20 protein-coding genes are annotated in these 18,838 nt (G+C 69.5%); 17 read left to right on the forward strand and 3 right to left on the reverse strand.

The window, feature by feature from the left end; translation table 11 throughout:
- Positions 1–37: 37 nt before the first annotated feature.
- On the forward strand, positions 38–1,564 hold the full coding sequence (gene hflX, locus QM591_RS05535; RefSeq protein WP_415130418.1) for a GTPase HflX: 1,527 nt from the start codon (positions 38–40) through the stop codon (positions 1,562–1,564).
- Here the strand turns inward: hflX and QM591_RS05540 are convergent.
- The gene (locus QM591_RS05540; protein ID WP_415130420.1) at positions 1,543–3,498 is read right to left on the reverse strand and encodes a S9 family peptidase; all 1,956 of its coding nucleotides are present in this window, start codon (positions 3,496–3,498) and stop codon (positions 1,543–1,545) included. The genes hflX and QM591_RS05540 overlap by 22 nt on opposite strands.
- Positions 3,499–3,722: 224 nt before the next feature.
- Between QM591_RS05540 and QM591_RS05545 the strand changes: the two genes are divergently transcribed.
- Positions 3,723–4,670: a methylenetetrahydrofolate reductase gene (locus tag QM591_RS05545; protein WP_415130422.1), complete on the forward strand. Its 948-nt coding sequence runs from the start codon at positions 3,723–3,725 to the stop codon at positions 4,668–4,670.
- Entirely contained in the window at positions 4,667–6,985 is a 2,319-nt protein-coding gene (gene metE / locus QM591_RS05550; RefSeq protein WP_415130424.1) for a 5-methyltetrahydropteroyltriglutamate--homocysteine S-methyltransferase, read from the forward strand. Before QM591_RS05545 ends, metE begins: the two co-directional genes overlap by 4 nt.
- Positions 6,986–7,096: 111 nt before the next feature.
- On the opposite strand, the gene lexA is transcribed toward metE, so the two are convergent.
- Positions 7,097–7,771 carry a transcriptional repressor LexA gene (gene lexA, locus QM591_RS05555; RefSeq protein ID WP_415130490.1) on the reverse strand — a complete coding sequence of 225 codons (675 nt, stop codon included), beginning with the start codon at positions 7,769–7,771 and terminating at the stop codon, positions 7,097–7,099.
- A gap of 264 nt (positions 7,772–8,035) precedes the next feature.
- Here lexA and QM591_RS05560 point away from each other — a divergent pair, with 264 nt between their 5' ends.
- Genes QM591_RS05560 through QM591_RS05585 form a run of 6 tightly spaced genes read left to right on the forward strand, consistent with a single transcriptional unit; the run spans position 8,036 to position 12,358 of the window.
- The gene (locus QM591_RS05560; RefSeq protein WP_415130426.1) at positions 8,036–8,401 is read left to right on the forward strand and encodes a LysM peptidoglycan-binding domain-containing protein; all 366 of its coding nucleotides are present in this window, start codon (positions 8,036–8,038) and stop codon (positions 8,399–8,401) included.
- A gap of 11 nt (positions 8,402–8,412) precedes the next feature.
- A complete protein-coding gene (locus tag QM591_RS05565) occupies positions 8,413–9,495 on the forward strand; it encodes a histidinol-phosphate transaminase (RefSeq protein ID WP_415130428.1) in 1,083 nt (360 codons plus the stop codon).
- A gap of 37 nt (positions 9,496–9,532) precedes the next feature.
- On the forward strand, positions 9,533–10,144 hold the full coding sequence (gene hisB / locus QM591_RS05570; RefSeq protein WP_415130430.1) for an imidazoleglycerol-phosphate dehydratase HisB: 612 nt from the start codon (positions 9,533–9,535) through the stop codon (positions 10,142–10,144).
- On the forward strand, positions 10,141–10,791 hold the full coding sequence (hisH, locus tag QM591_RS05575) for an imidazole glycerol phosphate synthase subunit HisH (protein WP_415130432.1): 651 nt from the start codon (positions 10,141–10,143) through the stop codon (positions 10,789–10,791). Before hisB ends, hisH begins: the two co-directional genes overlap by 4 nt.
- A gap of 54 nt (positions 10,792–10,845) precedes the next feature.
- Positions 10,846–11,592, forward strand: a complete 747-nt coding sequence (gene priA, locus QM591_RS05580) for a bifunctional 1-(5-phosphoribosyl)-5-((5-phosphoribosylamino)methylideneamino)imidazole-4-carboxamide isomerase/phosphoribosylanthranilate isomerase PriA (protein WP_415130434.1) — start codon at positions 10,846–10,848, stop codon at positions 11,590–11,592.
- Positions 11,576–12,358, forward strand: a complete 783-nt coding sequence (locus QM591_RS05585) for an SseB family protein (protein WP_415130436.1) — start codon at positions 11,576–11,578, stop codon at positions 12,356–12,358. Before priA ends, QM591_RS05585 begins: the two co-directional genes overlap by 17 nt.
- Positions 12,359–12,376: 18 nt before the next feature.
- On the opposite strand, the gene QM591_RS05590 is transcribed toward QM591_RS05585, so the two are convergent.
- The gene (locus QM591_RS05590) at positions 12,377–12,802 is read right to left on the reverse strand and encodes a DUF1844 domain-containing protein (protein WP_415130438.1); all 426 of its coding nucleotides are present in this window, start codon (positions 12,800–12,802) and stop codon (positions 12,377–12,379) included.
- Positions 12,803–13,073: 271 nt separating this feature from the next.
- Between QM591_RS05590 and infC the strand changes: the two genes are divergently transcribed.
- The 8 genes from infC (at position 13,074) to QM591_RS05630 (ending at position 18,821) form a co-directional block, all read left to right on the forward strand.
- The gene (gene infC / locus QM591_RS05595; RefSeq protein ID WP_415130492.1) at positions 13,074–13,709 is read left to right on the forward strand and encodes a translation initiation factor IF-3; all 636 of its coding nucleotides are present in this window, start codon (positions 13,074–13,076) and stop codon (positions 13,707–13,709) included.
- 57 nt (positions 13,710–13,766) lie between these two features.
- Positions 13,767–13,961 (forward strand): 50S ribosomal protein L35, encoded by a 195-nt coding sequence (gene rpmI, locus QM591_RS05600; RefSeq protein ID WP_005048908.1) that lies wholly within the window; start codon positions 13,767–13,769, stop codon positions 13,959–13,961.
- A gap of 31 nt (positions 13,962–13,992) precedes the next feature.
- Positions 13,993–14,373 carry a 50S ribosomal protein L20 gene (gene rplT / locus QM591_RS05605; RefSeq protein WP_067163069.1) on the forward strand — a complete coding sequence of 127 codons (381 nt, stop codon included), beginning with the start codon at positions 13,993–13,995 and terminating at the stop codon, positions 14,371–14,373.
- Positions 14,374–14,481: 108 nt separating this feature from the next.
- Positions 14,482–15,285: a TrmH family RNA methyltransferase gene (locus QM591_RS05610; RefSeq protein ID WP_415130442.1), complete on the forward strand. Its 804-nt coding sequence runs from the start codon at positions 14,482–14,484 to the stop codon at positions 15,283–15,285.
- A 128-nt stretch (positions 15,286–15,413) separates the two neighbouring features.
- Entirely contained in the window at positions 15,414–16,208 is a 795-nt protein-coding gene (locus tag QM591_RS05615; protein WP_415130444.1) for an amino acid ABC transporter ATP-binding protein, read from the forward strand.
- Between the two features lie 64 nt (positions 16,209–16,272).
- Complete coding sequence (locus QM591_RS05620) at positions 16,273–17,175, forward strand: glutamate ABC transporter substrate-binding protein (protein WP_415130446.1); 903 nt, start codon at positions 16,273–16,275, stop codon at positions 17,173–17,175.
- A 60-nt stretch (positions 17,176–17,235) separates the two neighbouring features.
- Positions 17,236–17,886: an amino acid ABC transporter permease gene (locus QM591_RS05625; protein WP_415130448.1), complete on the forward strand. Its 651-nt coding sequence runs from the start codon at positions 17,236–17,238 to the stop codon at positions 17,884–17,886.
- Positions 17,883–18,821: an amino acid ABC transporter permease gene (locus tag QM591_RS05630; protein WP_415130450.1), complete on the forward strand. Its 939-nt coding sequence runs from the start codon at positions 17,883–17,885 to the stop codon at positions 18,819–18,821. The genes QM591_RS05625 and QM591_RS05630 overlap by 4 nt, the downstream gene beginning before the upstream one ends.
- The last annotated feature ends 17 nt before the right edge of the window (positions 18,822–18,838 follow it).

Below are 18,838 nucleotides of genomic sequence, written 5' to 3' on the forward strand. Positions count from 1 at the left end.
CCGGGTCGGTCCACGGATCGACGAGGAAAAGGATGACATGACAGACACCAGCACTTCCCACGACACCGACGAGACCTCGGTCGACCCGGTCGATCGGGTGCTCGCGCACGCCGAGGGACGCAGCGGAGTGCGTGTGTTCGGGGCTGCGCAGGCCCTGCAGCACGAGTCGACCGTCGCCTACGGTGACACCGATGGCGAGCAGTGGGATCGCGAAGAGCGCGCCGCCCTGAGGCGAGTCGCCGGGCTTTCCACGGAACTCGAAGACGTCACCGAGGTGGAGTACCGCCAGCTGCGGCTCGAGAATGTCGTTCTCGTGGGCGTCTATCCGCAGGGCAGCCAAGAGGACGCCGAGAACTCACTCCGTGAGCTCGCGGCGCTCGCCGAGACGGCAGGGGCCGTCGTGCTCGACGGGGTCCTGCAGCGGCGGCCGCATCCCGACCCGGCGACCTATATCGGTCGCGGGAAGGCGGCCGAGCTCCGCGACCTCGTCGCTGCCGTCGGCGCCGACACGGTGATCGCCGACACAGAGCTCGCCGCGAGCCAGCGCCGTGCACTGGAAGACGTCGTGAAGGTCAAGGTCATCGACCGCACCACCGTGATCCTCGACATCTTCAGCCAGCACGCCAAGAGCCGCGAGGGCAAGGCCCAGGTCGAGCTCGCCCAGCTCGAGTACCTGCTTCCCCGTCTGCGCGGCTGGGGTGAGTCGATGTCCCGGCAGGCCGGTGGACAAGTGGGGGCGGGCGGGGCCGGAATGGGATCCCGCGGCCCGGGTGAGACCAAGATCGAGCTGGACCGTCGTCGCATCCGTACGCGCATGGCCCAGCTGAGGCGTCAGATCCGCGACTTCGCGCCCGCACGCGATGCCAAGCGTGCCGAGCGCAAGCGCCACACGATCCCGTCGGTCGCGATCGCGGGGTACACGAACGCCGGCAAGTCGAGCCTGCTCAACCGACTGACCAGTGCCGGAGTGCTCGTGGAGAACGCGCTGTTCGCAACGCTCGATGCGACGGTCCGCCGCGCGCAGGCCTCCGACGGACGCATCTATACCCTCACCGACACGGTCGGCTTCGTCCGGAACCTCCCGCACCAGCTGGTCGAGGCCTTCCGCTCGACCCTTGAGGAGGTCGGCGACGCCGACGTCATCGTCCATGTCGTCGACGGGTCGCACCCCGATCCGGCGGCGCAGGTGACGACCGTGCGCGCGGTGATGGCGGACGTGGGCGCCCGCTCCACTCGCGAGATCATCGTCTTCAACAAGGCCGACCTCGTCGACGACGACACTCGACTGGTGCTGCGCGGACTCGAGCCGCAGTCAGTGTTCGTGTCGTCGCGGACGGGCGAAGGCATCGACGACCTGCGAGCGGCGATCGAGGAGGCCCTGCCGCTTCCCGCCGTCGAGGTGCGGGCTCTGGTTCCGTACGGGCGCGGTGACCTGGTCAACGCCGTCCATGAGTCGGGTCACTTGATCTCGACCGAGCACCACGAGGACGGCACGGTGCTGCACGCCCACGTGAACGAGCGCCTCGCGGCCGAACTGGCTCCCTACGCGGTCGCCGCCGGCTGACCGGCGTCGCCGATCGTCTCGCCTCCACCCGCGAGGGGGAGCGGCGGCACGCCCGGAGTGGCGAAGCCGAAGACGCTGCCGAGGAAGGCGAGTTCGCTCTCGAGAGCGTGCACGATCGTCTCGGTGCGGCGGAAACCGTGTCCCTCGCCCTCGTAGAGCACATAGGCGTGCGGAACGCCCCGCGCCGCGAGCGCGTCTCGCACGGCCTCGGACTGCGAGGGCGGGACGACGGCGTCCTCGTCTCCCTGGAGGATCAGGAGGGGCACCCGCAGGCGGTCGGCGTGCTGCAGCGGGGAACGCGCGATGTACAGTTCCTCGGCCTCGGGGAGAGGGCCGATGAGACCGTCGAGGTAACGCGCCTCGAAATCGTGGGTGTCGGCGGCGAGCGTGCGCGCATCGGCGACGCCGTAGCGGGAGACGCCCGCGGCGAACACGTCCGTGCCGACGAGTGCGCCCAGCACCGTCCATCCTCCCGCTGAGCCGCCCTCGATCGCCAGGCGATCGCCATCGGCAGCACCGGCGGCGACGAGACCACGCGCGGCTGCGGCGACGTCATCGACGTCGACGACACCCCACTGACCGCGAAGCCGCTCCCGGTACTCCCGTCCGTAGCCGGTCGAGCCGCCGTAGTTCACGTCGAGCACTCCGATCCCGCGGCTCGTGAAGAACGCCGTCTTCGTGTCGGCGACACCCGCGACGTGCGAGGTCGGGCCGCCGTGGACCCACACCAGGTACGGCGGACGCTCGCCCGTCGGACCGGTGACCTCGGGGTTCGTCGGAGGATAGTCGAACGCGTGCACCGGGCCGTGTGGTCCCTCCACCGTGAGGCGGCGCGGCTCGGGAAGCCAGTCCGCGTCGAGCGGGAACGTGGCGCCCCGAACGAGCTCGACCGCGCCGTCGACGCCCACGAGCCAGATCCCGGTGACACCCGGCGCGGTTCCGGAGACGAGGACCGCGTCCGCCCGTGACGCCTCCACGAGGAGGCGGGAGCGCGGAGGCACAGGGACGACCGTGGTCGCCCCCGTCGGTGCGATCAGCACCAGTTCGTCGTCGCCGTCGGTGCGGACGGCGAAGACACCGCTTGCCCCGCAGAGTCCGTACCATCGTGACCCGAGGGTCCAGAGGGCCCCGCCCGTGTCGGCGTCGGCAGGAGCCAGCGCGTCGGCCGGGCCGCCCGCGGACAGGCCTGCCAGATCTCCTCGGTAGAGGTTCCACCGGCCGGTGTGGTCATCGATCCAGATGAGCTCACCGTCGTCGGTCCAGGTGGGCTGGAGCGCGGACGTCGAGCCCGAAGTGATGTCCTGCACGGAGTCGACGCCGGACGCGCCGAGGCGGCCGACGCGGATCACCGTCCGGTCCCACGGCATGTCGGGATGATCCCACGCGACCCAAGCCAGGTGACTGCCGTCGGGGGAGAGCGCGGGCTGGGCGAGGAAGTCGCTCCCTTCCACCAGAACTTCGACGTGCCCGCTGTCGACGTCGATGGCGACGATCGATCGCGCGGGCACCGGACGATCGTCGTGCACCTCGCGGATCGCCAGCAGGCGACCGGCGTGAACGGCGAGGCCCCCGAACCGCGTCGAGTCCGCCTCGGGGGTCAGTGGCGCCGGGGCGGCGCCCGGCGCGAGCCGCCACACGCGTTGGTCGGACTTCTCCACGAAGAACAGCGTGCCGTCGGCAGTGGTGGCCCACGACCCACCGCCGTACTCATGGACGCGAGAACGCGCGCTGAAGGGAGCCGGGAGCACGGTGGTGGTCTCTCCCGTGCGGGCCCGCCGGAGAATCGCCGTGCGGCCGCCCTCGGAAGCGACCGACTCACCCCACCAGATCTCGTCGCCGACGAAGGCCGCGCCCTCGAACCGCGGGGCGGCGGCAGCCGCGTCGGCGGCGGAAAGCGGAGAGGGCCAGGAGCCGTAGGGAAGCGAGGCACGCATGCCCCCACGCTACGCCCGCCTGCAACACGACGTCACACATCCGTGGCCGCGGGAGCCGCGCCCTATAGTGGTGCCATCGACGCCCGGCGCTGCCGGGCAGGAGCGACAGCCGAGCCCGGCACCCGCCCGCGACGACCGTCCCCGACTTGAATCGGAACGATGGCCGCGGCCCGCCGGCCTCCCCGATGCGCCATGCGCATCCCGCCCCTGACCTGAGAGCTGAGATGTCGACCCCCGAACCCGCATCGGTGCCCGTCTCGTTCGAGATCTATCCGCCGCGTACACCCGAGCGCATGCCGGCGCTTCACGAGACGATCCGCCAACTGGCCTCCGCGGACCCGTCGTTCATCTCGGTCACCTTCGGTGCCGGGGGATCCCACGGTGGCGCCTCGCTCGATGTCCTCACCCACATCCTCACCGAGACACACGTCTCTCCGCTTGCGCACCTGACCTGCGTCGGAAGCACGTACGCGCAGGCGGGTGCGCTCATCCGCGAGTTCCTCGACGCCGGTATCACCCGCTTCCTCGCCCTGCGTGGGGATCCCCCCGCCGGTTCGGCAGAAGGCGACGACTTCCTCGGTGACCTGGAGACCGCGGCGCAGCTGGTGCAGTTGATAGACCGCGTGCAGGCCGAGCGTGCGCCGTACAGCGAGGAGAGTGTCCCGGGCTTGCCGGGCGCTGCTCGCGTCGCGCCTCGGGAGAAGGTGCAGATCGCGGTCGCCGCGTTCCCGAACGGGCACCCGCGGTCGCGGCACCGGCACGAGGACATCGACGCCCTGCTGGCCAAGCAGGCCGCGGGAGCGACCTTCGCCATCACCCAGTTGTTCTTCCACGCCGACGACTATCTCGGCTTCGTCGATCGCGCCCGCACCGCCGGGGTCGTGATCCCGATCCTTCCCGGTCTCATGCCGATCACGTCGCGCTCTCGCCTGGAACGCGTTCTGGAGTTGACGGGCGAGGCCCGTCCGACGGCGCTCGCCGCCGCGCTCGAGCGGGAGACCGATCCGCGTCGGCAGCGCGAGGTGGGCGTGGCCGCCGCCGCCGATCTCGTCCGCGCCGTCGTGGCCGGCGGTGCGCCGGGCGTCCACCTCTACGCCTTCAACAACCACGAGACGGTGCTCACGGTGCTCCGCGACGCCGGCATTCTTCTTCCCGAACAGGAGCTGTCATGACCTTTCCCTCCGGCACGATCCTCGGCTACCCCCGTATCGGGCGTCGGCGCGAGCTGAAGCGCGCGATCGAGTCCCACTGGGCGGGAGACCTCGACGAGGCCGGCCTGCAGGCGGCCGCCGCCGAGCTTCGCTCCCGCACCCGAGCGCGGCTCGCCGAGTTGGGGCTGGGGACGCGCGACTCCGCGATTCCCGAGAGCTTCTCCTTCTACGATCAGGTGCTCGACGCGATCGTGACGCTCGGAGCGCTCCCCGCTCGGTTCGCGGACCTGCGCGCGGAGGACGGGCGCATACCGTTGTCGGCATACTTCACCGCGGCGCGCGGGGATCGAGAGCGGGCGCCGCTGGAGATGACCAAGTGGTTCGACACCAACTACCACTACCTCGTTCCCGAGATCGGGCCCGAGATGGTCTTCTCGCTTTCCGACCGCCGGGTGGTCGACCAGGTGCGGGAGGCTCGGAACGAGGGCTACCTCACGCGGCCTGTGCTCGTGGGACCGGTGACGTTCCTCGCGCTCGCGAAGGCTACCGCCGGCGCGCCGGACGGCTATCGGCCGCTCGACCGACTGTCGGACGTGTTGCCCGTCTACCGGGAGGTCCTGTCCGAGTTGCAGGACGCCGGGGCCGAATGGGTGCAACTGGATGAGCCGGCGCTGGTCAGCCAGTCCCTGGGCTACGACGACGACGAGCTCGCCGCTGCCGCACAGGTGGCCTATGCGGCCCTCGGAGCCGGCTCCGCGCGGCCGTCCCTGCTGGTGGCAGCACCGTACGGGCAGCTTTCCGACGCGGCGTGGCGCACGGTGGCCGCCGCGCCGATCGAGGCGATCGCGCTCGATCTGACGCGTGGTCAGGTGCCGGCCGCGGTGCCGGGGCTGACGGAGAAGACGCTGGTCGGCGGGGTGATCGACGGGCGAAACGTGTGGCGAGGCGACCTCGAGGCGGCCTGGGAGCGCCTGGAACGTCTGGGTGAGCTCGGTGCCGCGCAGGTGTCCGTAGGCACGTCGACCTCGCTCCAGCACGTTCCCCACGACGTTGACGATGAGCCGGATCTCGACCCCCGACTCGCGTCGTGGCTCGCGTTCGCGGACCAGAAGACGGGTCAGGTCACCGCCCTCGCCCGCGCTCTCGAGAACGGGCGCGAGAGCGCGCGAGACGAGTTCGCCGCGGCATCGGCCGCCTGGCGGGACCGCCAGAGCGCGCCCGGGGTGCGGGATGGAAAGGTCCGGGAGCGTCTGGCGTCTCGGACCTCGGAGTCCGCGCGGCGCGTCCCTTACGCGACCAGGCTGTCGGCGCAGGAGGACCTGGACCTGCCGCTCCTCCCCACGACGACGATCGGCTCGTTCCCCCAGACGGCCGAGATCCGCCGGGCGCGCGCCGCGCGTCTGTCCGGCGACCTGTCGGACGCCGAGTACGACGGCTTCCTCCGAGACGAGATCGCCCGGGTCATCGCCCTCCAGGAAGACCTGGGCCTCGATGTCCTGGTGCACGGCGAGGCCGAGCGCAACGACATGGTGCAGTACTTCGCCGAGAACCTCGACGGCTTCGCCGTGACGCGCAACGGCTGGGTCCAGTCGTACGGATCGCGCGCGACGCGTCCATCGATCCTCTGGGGCGATGTGTCGCGGCCCGGACCCATCACGGTGAGGTGGTCGGAGTACGCGCAGTCGCTCACCTCGCGGCCGGTGAAGGGGATGCTGACCGGACCGGTGACGATCCTCGCCTGGTCGTTCGTCCGAGACGACCAGACGCTCCGCGAGACCGCCGACCAGGTGGCACTGGCCCTGCGCGACGAGATCGCCGATCTGGAGGAGGCGGGCATCCGGATCGTCCAGGTCGACGAACCGGCGCTTCGTGAACTGCTGCCCTTGCAGAAGGCGGCACAGCCCGAGTACCTGGACTGGTCGGTGGGGTCGTTCCTCCTCGCAACGGCGGGGGCCCGACCCGAGACCCAGATCCACACCCACCTCTGTTACTCCGAGTTCGACGTCGTGATCGAGGCGATCGCGGCACTCGATGCGGACGTCACCTCGATCGAGGCCGCCCGAAGCGGCGGCGAGGTCGTGGCGGACATCGCGGCGGCGGGCTTCGCGCACGGCGTCGGGCCGGGTGTTTACGACATCCACTCCCCACGAGTGCCGTCCGCGGACGAGATCGCGACGACCCTCGAGGTCGCCACCGCGGCGCTGCCTCTGCGGCAACTGTGGGTCAACCCGGACTGCGGGCTCAAGACCCGCGGCTACGCCGAGACCGTCGAAGCTCTTCGGAACCTCGTCGTGGCGACGACGACGGCGCGAGCGCGCACGACGCAGAGCGCCTGAGCGAAGGGCCCTGGCGCATCCGGATCCTCCGAAGCGCCAGGGCCCCGTCGACGCAGCCGAGTCGCCTCCGGGAGGTGCGCGCCGCGGGCCTGAACCCGGGGCCCGGGACGTCTACACGGCGCGAAGAACCGCGACCACCTTGCCCAGCACGACCGCGTCGTCGCCCAGGATCGGCTCGAACGCGCTGTTGCGGGGGAGGAGCCACGTGTGTCCGTCGCGCTGACGGAAGGTCTTCACGGTCGCCTCGCTGTCGAGCATCGCGGCCACGATGTCGCCGTTGTCAGCGGTGGCCTGTGACCGCACGACGACCCAGTCGCCGTCGCAGATGGCGGCGTCGATCATCGAGTCGCCGCTGACCTTGAGCATGAACAGCTCTCCCTTGCCGACCAACTGGCGGGGGAGCGGGAAGATCTCCTCGACCTGCTGATCGGCCGTGATCGGAACTCCGGCGGCGATGCGGCCGACCAGCGGCACCATGGCCGCATCGCCCACGGCGGGTGCGATGTCGGCGGGGTTCTCCGCGGCGGTGCCGGGGAGGTCGATCAGCACCTCCATCGCGCGGGTCTTGCCGGGATCGCGGCGAAGATAGCCGCTCAACTCGAGCTGGTTGAGCTGGTGCGTCACGCTGGACAGCGACTTGAGCCCCACGGCGTCGCCGATCTCGCGCATGCTCGGCGGGTAGCCGTGCCGGGCGATCGAGCGCTGGATCACTTCGAGGATGGCCAGCTGCTTGTCGCTCAGACTCTTGCGTCGCCGGGTCTGGGACCTCTCGCGAGAACTCCGCATGTCGTCCATGGACGAGGCTCCTCTCGGTGCTCCGGAAGGCACTCGCCTTCGAATGTCGGAGGTAGGTGATGGGGTCTGATCATCGAAACCGTATCCGGTATCGATGGAGAACTTCCGGACCCGGGCGCGTGTCGCGTTCGATTCATCTGCGATCACTCTCCGCTTGACAGCACCAGAATATCGAAGATACATTCGGAAAAGAGATTCGCACCCGGCTCTCCCGGCCGAGCGTCGGGTGCGAATCTCTGATCCTCAGGAGGAGACATGACCACCATCGAGTTCGCCGCCCGCACGATGCCCGCCCGTCACACGCGGCTCCGCATCACGCGGCGTGGGCGACGTGCGTTGGCCGTCCTGGCCTCGCTCCCCGCCGTCGTCGCTCTGTCCATCGCGGTGGTCTCGGGGGGAGCCGCCCTCGCCTCGGGGGAGGCCGGAGCGCCGGCGGGAGGGTTCCAGACGGTCACGGTGCTGCCCGGTGACTCGCTGTGGTCGATCGCGGAAGACGTGGCGCCCGCCGCCGACCCCCGCGACGTCGTCGACGCGATTGTCCGCCTCAACGCGCTGGGATCGTCCGAGCTGGCAGCCGGGTCGACGCTCGCGATCCCCGCGGAGTACGTCGACGCGCGCTGACCCGCCCTACCATGGGTGGAGTGACGCTTCGTCTGGATGACCTGCCCCTTCGTGACGATCTCCGTGGGCTCGTGCCGTATGGCGCGCCACAGGTGCCCCTCCCGGTCGCCCTGAACGTCAACGAGAACACGCACCCCGTCCCGGAGGATGTCGCAGACGACATCCTCGACTCGATCGCGCAGGCGCTGCGTGAGATCAATCGCTACCCGGACCGCGAGTTCACGACGTTGCGCGAGGGGTTCGCCGACTACCTCGGCCACGGGCTCACGCGCGAGCAGATCTGGGCGGCGAACGGCTCCAACGAAGTCCTGCAGCACGTGCTGCAGGCCTTCGGCGGCCCGGGGCGGCGTGCGTTCGGATTCAGCCCGACGTACTCGATGTATCCCCTCCTGACGCGTGCGACCGGTGCCGAGTACGTGTCGGGCCGGCGGGACTCCGACTATTCGCTCACGGTCGATTCGGCGGTGCGGCAGGTCGAGGAGGCCGATCCCGACATCATCTTCCTCTGCGCGCCGAACAACCCCACCGGCACCCCGCTCCCTCTCGAGGTGATCGAGGCGGTCTACGCGCACAGCCGCGGCATCGTCGTGGTCGACGAGGCCTATCAGGAGTTCGCCCCGCGCGACGAGCCCTCCGCGCTCAGCCTCCTCCCCGGGCGAGGCCGGCTCGTGGTCTCGCGCACGATGAGCAAGGCCTTCGCCTTCGCCGGGGCGCGCGTGGGCTACCTCGCCGCCGACCCCGCCGTGATCGACGCCCTGCGCCTCGTGCGCTTGCCGTACCACCTGAGCGGGCTCACACAGGCGGCCGCAGTGGCTGCCCTCCGTCACGCCCCGACGATGCTCGGCATGGTCGACGAGATCGTCGCGCAGCGCGACCGGATCTCGGCGACCCTCGACGCCCTGGGCTATCTTCCGCACGAGACGTCGACCAATTTCGTCCTCTTCTCGGGGGTGGAAGACCCGGCAGCCACGTGGTCCGCTCTGTATGAACGAGGCGTGCTGATCCGTGACGTCGGAATCCCGCACAGCCTGCGCGTGACGGCGGGCACGGAAGCGGAGTCGACCGCCTTCCTCGATGCTCTCGCCTCGGTGTAGCGCCGGTCGAGCGGCCGCTGCTCGGTAGACTCGGCCCATGACCACATCTGCGCCCCGCGCGGCCTCCGTCCGTCGCGCGACGAGCGAATCGACGGTCGAGCTCGAGCTCGACCTCGACGGCACCGGAACGAGCTCGATCGAGACCACGGTCCCCTTCTTCGACCACCTCCTGACCGCCTTTGCCAAGCACTCGCTCACAGATCTCACGGTGCGGGCGTCGGGCGACACGCAGATCGACGCGCACCACACGGTGGAGGACGTGGCGATCGTTCTCGGGCAGGCCATCCGCCAGGCGCTGGGCGACAAGTCGGGCATCTCCCGGTACGGTGACGCCCTCGTGCCGCTCGACGAGGCGCTGGCTCAGGCCGTCGTGGACATCAGCGGTCGCCCCTACCTCGTGCACAGCGGGGAACCCGAGGGCTACGAGTTCCACCTCATCGGCGGGCACTTCACCGGCTCTCTCGTGCGGCACACTTTCGAGGCGATCGCCTTCCACGCCGGGCTCACGATGCACGTGAGGCTCCTGAGCGGGCGTGATCCGCACCACATCGCCGAGGCGGAGTACAAGGCCTTCGCTCGTGCGTTCCGACAGGCCAAGGCCCTCGACCCGCTCGTCCACGGGGTCCCGAGCACCAAGGGAGCTCTGTGACGGACGGATCGGCACCCCTCGTCGCGGTCCTCGACTACGGATCGGGCAACGTCCATTCCGCGGTGAAGGCCCTGGCCTCCGCCGGCGCGGACGCGCGACTGACCTCGGACCGTGGTCTCATCCAGGATGCGGCCGGTCTCGTCGTGCCCGGAGTCGGCGCGTTCGCGGCGGTGATGGCCGCCCTCCGTGAGAGCCGCGGGGACGAGGCCATCGAGAGGCGCCTGGCGGGGGGTCTTCCCGTACTCGGCATCTGCGTGGGAATGCAGGTGCTGTTCGAGAAGGGCGTCGAACGCGGACACGTCGCCGAGGGCCTCGGGCAGTGGCCGGGAACGATCGTCGAGCTCGATGCTCCCGTGCTTCCGCACATGGGGTGGAACACGGTGCGCGCGGGCGAGGGCTCGACGCTGTTCCGGGGGGTGGAGGAGGAGCGCTTCTACTTCGTGCACTCCTACGGACTGCCGACGTGGGAGCTGGACGTGATCCGACCCTTCCGGGCCCCTGCCGTCACCTGGTGCGACTACGGAGCGCCGTTCGTCGCTGCCGTCGAGAACGGACCGCTCTCTGCCACCCAGTTCCACCCGGAGAAGAGCGGCGAGGCGGGGATCCGGCTCCTCGCCAATTGGATCGAATCGCTCCCGCAGGGCTAGTCTCTCTCCTTGTGTGTACGCGCCGCCGCGCGTCTCGAACCACCCCACGGAGCCATGAACGATTTCGCGTCCACCCCTGAACTGATCCTCCTTCCCGCGGTCGACGTCGCAGACGGCAAGGCCGTCCGGCTCACGCAGGGCGAGGCGGGCACCGAGACGAGCTACGGCGACCCCGTCGACGCGGCGCTGCAGTGGGCGCAGGAGGGTGCCCGCTGGGTGCACCTCGTCGACTTGGACGCGGCCTTCGGCCGAGGCAGCAACGCGCCGGTGCTCCGCAAGGTCATCAAGCAGCTCCGCGGCGTTCAGGTGGAGCTCTCCGGAGGCATCCGGGACGACGCCACGCTGGAGGCGGCGCTGGAGTCGGGCGCTGCCCGCATCAACCTCGGCACCGCGGCGCTGGAGAACCCGGAATGGGCGGCTGATGTGATCGGCCGGTACGGCGATGCCATCGCGGTGGGACTCGATGTGCGCGGGACGACTCTGGCGGCCCGCGGCTGGACGCGCGAGGGCGGCGATCTGTGGCAGGTGCTGGATCGCCTCGAAGACGCCGGGTGCAGCCGCTACGTCGTCACCGATGTGACCAAGGACGGCACCCTGCGCGGTCCGAACGTCGACCTGCTGCGGGAAGTCGTTTCCCGCACGCCCAAGCCCGTGGTGGCGTCCGGCGGCGTGTCGAGCCTCGACGACATCGCCGCGTTGCGAGAGCTCGTCCCCCTGGGAGTCGAGGGCGCGATCGTCGGCAAGGCACTGTACGCGGGGGCGTTCACTCTCGCCGAGGCCCTGGATGTCGCCGGAGCCTGAGGACGCCTGCCACCTCGCCGCAGATTCGGCCGGGGTGCCGTGGGCCGGTCGCCGGTTCGAGGAGAACCCGCACGCGGGCGATGACGGGTCGGCCGACCCGGCTCTGCTAGCGGCTCTCCTTCGGTTCCGCTCCGGCGAGGGGTCGCAGACCGAGGTGGTCGACGCGCTGCGGTCGGCGAGGGTGCTTGCTCCGCTGGTCGCCGAGAAGGGCGAGGAGGGCGTCGCGCCCAGCGGCCTCGCCGTCGACAAGACACAGGAGCTGTCGATCGTCACCGTCGCCGCTCCCGATGGCCGTCGCGTGCAGCCGGTGTTCTCCTCGGTGGAGACCCTGGCGCGATGGGATCCCACCGCACGCCCGGTGCCGGTGGAGGCGGTGCGCGCCGCGCTGGCGGCCTCCGCCGACGACACGGACCTGATCGTCTTGGACCCAACCTCCGATACCGAGTTCGTCGTGCGTCGTCCCGCGGTGTGGGCGATCGCGCAGGGCAGGGAGTGGGAGCCGAGCCCCCTCTCTCCTGCGGTCTTCGCCGCACTCCAGGAGAGCGTCGCTCACGAACTGGCTGTGCTGGATGTGTCGGTGGCGGCGGGCGACCCCGACGCGCGCCTGCGGGGTCCCGAGCTCGTCGTGACGCTGGAGCTCATCGACGGACTGGAGCCGGCGGTGCTCGATGCGATCCTCGCTCGTCTCGCCCAGCGCTGGGCGGCGGACGACCGCATCGCGGTTCTCGTCGACTCGCTCTCGGTGAAGCTCCGCCGCGGACGGTGAGGCTCCGGCCCCGTGACCTCAGGTCACGGGGCCGGTGTACTTCTCCCCGGGGCCCTTCCCGATCGGGTCGGGGATGACCGACGCCTCGCGGAACGCCAGCTGGAGGGAGCGGAGCCCGTCGCGGAGCGACCGGGCGTGCATGTCGCTGATCTCCGGGGCGCCGGCCGTGATGAGGCCGGCCAGGGCGTTGATCAGCTTTCGCGCCTCGTCGAGGTCTTTCTGCGTCTCGGGGGAGTCTGCCAGGCCGACCTTGACGGCGGCGGCGCTCATGAGGTGAACGGCGGTCGTGGTGATGACCTCGACCGCCGGGACGTCGGCGATGTCGCGCGTCGCCGACTGCGCGGCGCGCTCCTGTTCCTCCCAGCGGCGCTGCCGCTCATCGCTCGGCCCGGAAGCGGGATGCTCGGCCAGGAAGTCGTCGTCGCGCGACGGAATCGTGTCCACGTTCTGCTCTCTGCTAGACTTGGCGCGCACCGGAGTGTTCTGCTCCGGATCGAAAGAGGATCACATCCCACCCGCGCTTGCCGCTCCAGGCTACCGGGTCTTGCGCTCCACCCCGTCCAGGCGGGGTCGTCCCTCGTCGAGAGATCGCGGGGGAGCAGGGCGTGGAACTGAACGCCGATGTGCGCATCGAGCGGGTGGACGTGGTCATCTTCCGCCCCCGTCCCGGACCCGGGTCGGGGTTGCAGTCCCCGCACGAACAGGAGTCCCGCACATCAGCGATCCCCGCACCAACGACCGCATCCGCGTCCCCGAGGTCCGCCTCGTCGGCCCCGCGGGTGAGCAGGTCGGCGTCGTCCGTATCGAGGTGGCGCTGCGTCTTGCCCAGGAAGCCGATCTCGATCTGGTCGAGGTGGCCCCCAACTCGAAGCCGCCCGTGGTCAAGATCATGGACTACGGCAAGTTCAAGTACGAGGCAGCGCAGAAGGCCAAGGAAGCTCGCCGCAACCAGGCCAACACCGTCCTGAAGGAGGTGCGCTTCCGACTGAAGATCGAGGCGCACGACTACACGACCAAGCTCAAGCGCGCCGAGGGCTTCCTGCAGGCGGGCGACAAGGTCAAGGCCATGATCCTCTTCCGCGGACGTGAGCAGTCCCGCCCCGAGCAGGGTGTGCGATTGCTGCGCAAGTTCGCCGAGGACGTGGCCGAGTTCGGAACCGTGGAGTCCAACCCCACGATCGACGGACGCAACATGGTCATGGTCATCGCCCCGCACAAGAACAAGTCCGAGGTGAAGACCGAGCAGAACGCCCAGCGTGCTGCCAACAAGGAGGCCGCGCGTCAGGCGCGCAACGCGACGGGCACCGAGTCCGACGACGCCTCCGCCGCCGAGCCCGCTCCCGCGGAGTAAGGCTGCCGCAAGGCCCACGAGCTCCCGCCACGCGGGAACCACAACGAAGGAAGAATCATGCCGAAGCAGAAGACCCACTCGGGCGCCAAGAAGCGCTTCAAGGTCACCGGAAGCGGAAAGATCAAGAAGCAGCAGGCGAACCTCCGCCACAACTTCGAGGGCAAGCCGACCAAGCGCACTCGTCGCCTGTCGGCCGACAAGATCCTGGCCCCGGGCGACGCCAAGGTCGCCAAGAAGCTCCTCGGCATCTGATCGCCGACGCACACCCTAGGAAGTAGAAGAAATGGCTAGAGTCAAGCGGGCCGTCAACGCCCACAAGAAGCGTCGCGTCATCCTCGAGCGCGCATCCGGCTACCGCGGACAGCGTTCGCGCCTGTACCGCAAGGCGAAGGAGCAGGTCACCCACTCGCTCGTCTACGCGTACCGCGACCGTCGCAAGCGCAAGGGCGACTTCCGCCGCCTGTGGATCCAGCGCATCAACGCTGCGAGCCGCCAGAACGGCCTGACGTACAACCGCTTCATCCAGGGCCTCGGCCTGGCGGGCGTGCAGGTCGACCGGCGCATGCTGGCCGAGCTCGCCGTCAACGAGCCCGCCGTGTTCGCCTCGCTCGTCGAGACGGCCAAGAAGGCGCTGCCTGCTGACGTGAACGCGCCCAAGGCGTAACGCGCGGCATCACCGTCCGAGAGGGCGCCCTCCTCGTGGGGGCGCCCTCTCGTCGTTCCTGGAGACGGGGTGGGGAGGTGGAGGGTGGCGCGCCCCTACACTGAGAGCGTGCTCGAGAACCCCCGTTCCCCGCGCGTGCGCGCTGTCGCGAAGCTCACCAAGCGCAGCGCCCGGCAAGAGACCGGCCTGTTCCTCCTGGAAGGACCGCAGGCGGCCCGCGAAGCCCTGGCCTACCGCGCCGACTCGATCGTCGAACTGTTCGCCACTCCGAGCGCGGGGGACAAGCACCCCGAGCTGCTGGCCTCGGCTGAGCGTGCCGGCATCCGCGTCGAGCACACGACCGAGGCAGTGCTCGACGCGATGGCCGACACCGTGACGCCGCAGGGGATCGTCGCGGTCGCCCGACAGACTCCGACCGCGATCGAGGACGTCTTCCTCGGTGCCCCCACCCTCATCGCGATCTGCGAGGAGGTGCGAGACCCCGGCAACCTCGGCACCATCATCCGGGCCGCCGATGCGGCGGGGGCCGATGCCGTCATCCTCACGGGGCGCACGGTCGACCCGTACAACCCGAAGGTCGTCCGCGCGACGACCGGCTCGTTGTTCCACCTGCCGATCGCCCTCGCCGCAGACGTCGGCGAGGTGGTGGACCGAGCCCACGGCGCGGGCCTGCGCGTCGTGGCGGCCGACGTGGGCGGCGGCGACTTCCTCGCGCACCGGGGCGACCTGGGGGCCCCCACCGCGTGGTTGTTCGGGAACGAGGCCCGCGGCCTGGACGAGCGGGCGCTGTCGCTGGTCGACCTCACCCTGCGCCTCCCGATCTTCGGGCGAGCGGAGTCACTGAACCTGGCGACGGCAGCGAGTGTGTGTCTGTACGAGAGCGCTTTCGCGCAGCGATCCGCGACCCCCTGACGACCCGACCCGGCCTTCGTCCGGCGCCGGGAGGACGCTGTTTCGTGCGTGTTCCGTCGCGTCACGATTGGATGAAGACTGCTGTGGATAATCCTGGACGCCGGCTGAAAAACGAATACGCTGGCCGGATGACGGGCTCTGCAGACGGGGCGGCTCCGCCCACCTCGAACATCTCAGTACGGCGCGGCGACCCTCTGGTGGTCATCGAACACGTGCAGAAGCACTACGGCGACTTCCACGCCCTCAAAGACATCGACCTCACGGTCAATCGCGGCGAGGTGGTGGTGGTGATCGGCCCGTCCGGCTCGGGCAAGTCCACCCTCTGCCGCACGATCAATCGGCTCGAGACCATCACGAGCGGCACGATCAGCATCGACGGAAAGGAACTCCCGAAGGAGGGCAAGGGCCTGGCTGCGCTGCGTGCCGACGTCGGAATGGTGTTCCAGTCGTTCAACCTCTTCTCGCATCTGACGATCCTCGAGAACGTCACTCTCGGACCGATCAAGGTCAAGGGCATGAAGAGAGGCGAGGCCGAGACTCTCGCTCGTCAGCTGCTCGATCGCGTCGGCGTCGGTCATCAGGCCGAGAAGCTGCCGGCGCAGTTGTCGGGTGGCCAGCAGCAGCGCGTCGCCATCGCCCGCGCCCTGGCCATGAAGCCGAAGGTGATGCTCTTCGACGAGCCCACGAGCGCGCTCGACCCCGAGATGATCAACGAGGTCCTCGACGTCATGGTCGGGCTCGCGCACGACGGGATGACGATGATCGTCGTCACCCACGAGATGGGGTTCGCCCGGAAGGCAGCCGACCGGGTGGTGTTCATGGCCGACGGGCAGATCGTCGAGGAGGCCACCCCCGACCAGTTCTTCACGAACGCGCAGAGCGACCGCGCGAAGGACTTCCTCTCCAAGCTCATCACGCATTGAACGCGTCCGCGCCCTGCACCGGCGCGGCGATCTACGGACGACACGAAACGAAAGAGGAGATCACATGCGACTGACACGTATCGCGGCCGCCGCGGCCGGAATCGCCATCGCGGCGCTGACACTCACGGCCTGCAACAGCGGCACGCCGGGCGCCGGACCGAACGAGCCGGGTGGAGAGACCACCGAGAACCCTTGGACCGTCGCGACCGACGTGTCGCTGGAGGGGAGCCCCACCTTCGACGCGATCAAGGCTCGCGGCAGCGTCAACATCGGCGTCAAGGAGGACCAGCCGAACCTCGGTTACCTCGACCCCGCCACGAGTGTGCGCAGCGGATTCGACATCGACATCGCGCGCTGGATCGCCGCATCGCTCGGCTACGACGAGGACAAGATCAACTACGTCGTCGTCGACTCCGCCAACCGCGAGCAGGCGATCATCAACGGCCAGATCGACTACTACGTCGGCACCTACTCGATCACTCCTGCTCGCAAGGAGCAGATCTCCTTCGCCGGTCCGTACTTCGTCACCGGGCAGGGGCTCCTGGTCGCCAAAGACTCCTCGATCACGGGCGTCGACGACCTCACCGCCGACACGGTCGTGTGCTCGGTGACGGGCTCGACCTCGATCCAGCGGATCAAGGACGAGACCCCCGCCAAGACGGTGGAGCTCAGCAAGTACTCGGAGTGCGTCGAGCAGGTCAAGAACGGCCAGGCCGACGCGGTGACGACCGACGAGGCGATCCTCATCGGCTACGCGGCCTTCTACCCCAACGAGCTCAAGGTCGTCGGAGAGCCCTTCAGCGAGGAGCGCTACGGCGTCGGCGTGGCCAAGGGCGACACCGCGTTCGTCGAGTTCGTGAACACGATGCTCACCGACGGCGGAGACGTCTGGACCGCGATCTTCGAGAAGAACCTCGGGCCCGCGGGCGTCACGGGCACCCAGCCGGCGGTAGACCCGGCCGAGTGACACCCGGGTGGGGGCGGCTCCGGCCGTCCCCACCTCCGTCCCCTCACGAACAGGAGCATCGTGGAACAGATCTTCGCGTACCCCGACCTCTGGCAGCAGGCGCTGGTCGGCACCCTCGTGCTGTTCTTCGCGGGCGGAGCCATCGCCATCGTCCTCGGGTTCATCGTGGGGGCGATGCGGGTGTCGCCCATCCCGATCGCGCGCGTGGTCGGAGCGGTCTACGTCAACGTCATCCGGAACACGCCGCTCACCCTCGTCCTGTTCTTCTTCGCGTTCGCCGTGCCCATCCTCATCGAGGTGCCGCGTGGCAGCTTCCTGCTGCTGGCGATCCTCGGCCTCGGGATCTACACCGCGACGTACGTCGCCGAGACGCTCCGCTCCGGCATCAACACCGTTCCGGTGGGTCAGGCCGAGGCCGCCCGCGCCTTGGGCATGGGGTTCGGGCAGGTGATGGGCTACGTCGTGCTGCCGCAGGCCGCGCGTTCTGTGATCCCGCCGATGATGAGCGTGCTCATCGCACTCCTGAAGAACACGACCGTCGCCGCCGGGTTCTCGGTGATGAACCTCGGGAGCATCCGCGCCAACATGAGTGAGAAGGGGGAGAACCAGATGGTCACGATCCTCCTCGTCATGGTCGTCTTCGTGGTGATGGTCCTGCTCCTCGCCTGGCTGCAACGCACGCTCGAGAAGAAGTGGAGGATCGCACGATGAGCTCCGTCCTCTACGACGTCCCCGGCCCGCGCGCCATCGCGCGCAATCGCATCATCGGTGTCGTGACCGTCCTCGTGGTGGTCGCCGCCGTCGCCTTCCTGGTGTGGCGTCTGTTCGACACCGGACAGTTCTCCGCGCAGAAGTGGAGCCTCTTCACCTACACGCGGGTCTGGGAGATGATCGGCCAGTCCACGCTGGCCACACTCGCCGCCTTCGCCGCCGCCGCGGTGGGAGCCCTCGTCCTCGGGTTCGTGCTGGCGATCGGCCGGCTCTCCGACCATGCGTGGGTCCGCGTCCCGTTCACGGCCCTCGTGGAGATCCTCCGCGCGGTGCCGGTGCTCATCTTCATGATGCTGCTCTTCTACGGACTCCCCGTCATCGGCATCCGCGTGAGCAGCTACTGGGCGGTCGTCATCGCCCTGGTCGCCTACAACGGTTCCGTCCTGGCCGAGGTGATCCGCGCCGGAGTCGAGTCGCTCCCACGCGGCCAGAAGGAGGCCGGATACGCGATCGGCCTCCGCAAGGCCGGAGTCTTGCGTCTGATCCTGTTGCCGCAGGCCATCCGTGCGATGATGCCGGTCATCATCGCCCAGCTGGTGGTGACCTTGAAGGACACTGCGCTCGGCTTCATCATCACCTACCCCGAGCTGCTGTACACGGCGAAGCTCCTGGGCAGTAACCCGCAGTACGGATCGCCGCTGATTCCGTCGGCGATGATCGCCGGAACCATCTACGTGGCGCTGTGCCTCGCGCTGAGCTACCTCGCCTACCTCGTGCAGAAGCGCGTGCGCCGGTCGCCACGAGCCACCGGCGTCACGCGGGCCGACGTCACGGCGCACGACGTGACCGACACTCAGCTGATCGGGGCGCAGTCGGCAGCCGACATCGCGTCGGCTCGACGGGGTGCGGCCAAGCGCGACGGCAACAGCCGATAGCGCTCCGGGCGCGGGGA

This window comes from Microbacterium sp. (genome assembly GCF_047607225.1).
In the GTDB taxonomy this organism is placed as follows: Bacteria; Actinomycetota; Actinomycetes; order Actinomycetales; family Microbacteriaceae; genus Microbacterium.

Bases quoted from the DNA above. Each gene is read 5' to 3' on its own strand.
- hflX (WP_415130418.1), top strand. From the start codon at position 38: ATGACAGACACCAGCACTTCCCACGACACCGACGAGACCTCGGTCGAC.
- QM591_RS05540 (WP_415130420.1), bottom strand. From the start codon at position 3,498: ATGCGTGCCTCGCTTCCCTACGGCTCCTGGCCCTCTCCGCTTTCCGCC.
- QM591_RS05545 (WP_415130422.1), top strand. From the start codon at position 3,723: ATGTCGACCCCCGAACCCGCATCGGTGCCCGTCTCGTTCGAGATCTAT.
- metE (WP_415130424.1), top strand. From the start codon at position 4,667: ATGACCTTTCCCTCCGGCACGATCCTCGGCTACCCCCGTATCGGGCGT.
- lexA (WP_415130490.1), bottom strand. From the start codon at position 7,771: ATGCGGAGTTCTCGCGAGAGGTCCCAGACCCGGCGACGCAAGAGTCTG.
- QM591_RS05560 (WP_415130426.1), top strand. From the start codon at position 8,036: ATGACCACCATCGAGTTCGCCGCCCGCACGATGCCCGCCCGTCACACG.
- QM591_RS05565 (WP_415130428.1), top strand. From the start codon at position 8,413: ATGGGTGGAGTGACGCTTCGTCTGGATGACCTGCCCCTTCGTGACGAT.
- hisB (WP_415130430.1), top strand. From the start codon at position 9,533: ATGACCACATCTGCGCCCCGCGCGGCCTCCGTCCGTCGCGCGACGAGC.
- priA (WP_415130434.1), top strand. From the start codon at position 10,846: ATGAACGATTTCGCGTCCACCCCTGAACTGATCCTCCTTCCCGCGGTC.
- QM591_RS05585 (WP_415130436.1), top strand. From the start codon at position 11,576: ATGTCGCCGGAGCCTGAGGACGCCTGCCACCTCGCCGCAGATTCGGCC.
- rpmI (WP_005048908.1), top strand. From the start codon at position 13,767: ATGCCGAAGCAGAAGACCCACTCGGGCGCCAAGAAGCGCTTCAAGGTC.
- rplT (WP_067163069.1), top strand. From the start codon at position 13,993: ATGGCTAGAGTCAAGCGGGCCGTCAACGCCCACAAGAAGCGTCGCGTC.
- QM591_RS05615 (WP_415130444.1), top strand. From the start codon at position 15,414: ATGACGGGCTCTGCAGACGGGGCGGCTCCGCCCACCTCGAACATCTCA.
- QM591_RS05620 (WP_415130446.1), top strand. From the start codon at position 16,273: ATGCGACTGACACGTATCGCGGCCGCCGCGGCCGGAATCGCCATCGCG.
- QM591_RS05630 (WP_415130450.1), top strand. From the start codon at position 17,883: ATGAGCTCCGTCCTCTACGACGTCCCCGGCCCGCGCGCCATCGCGCGC.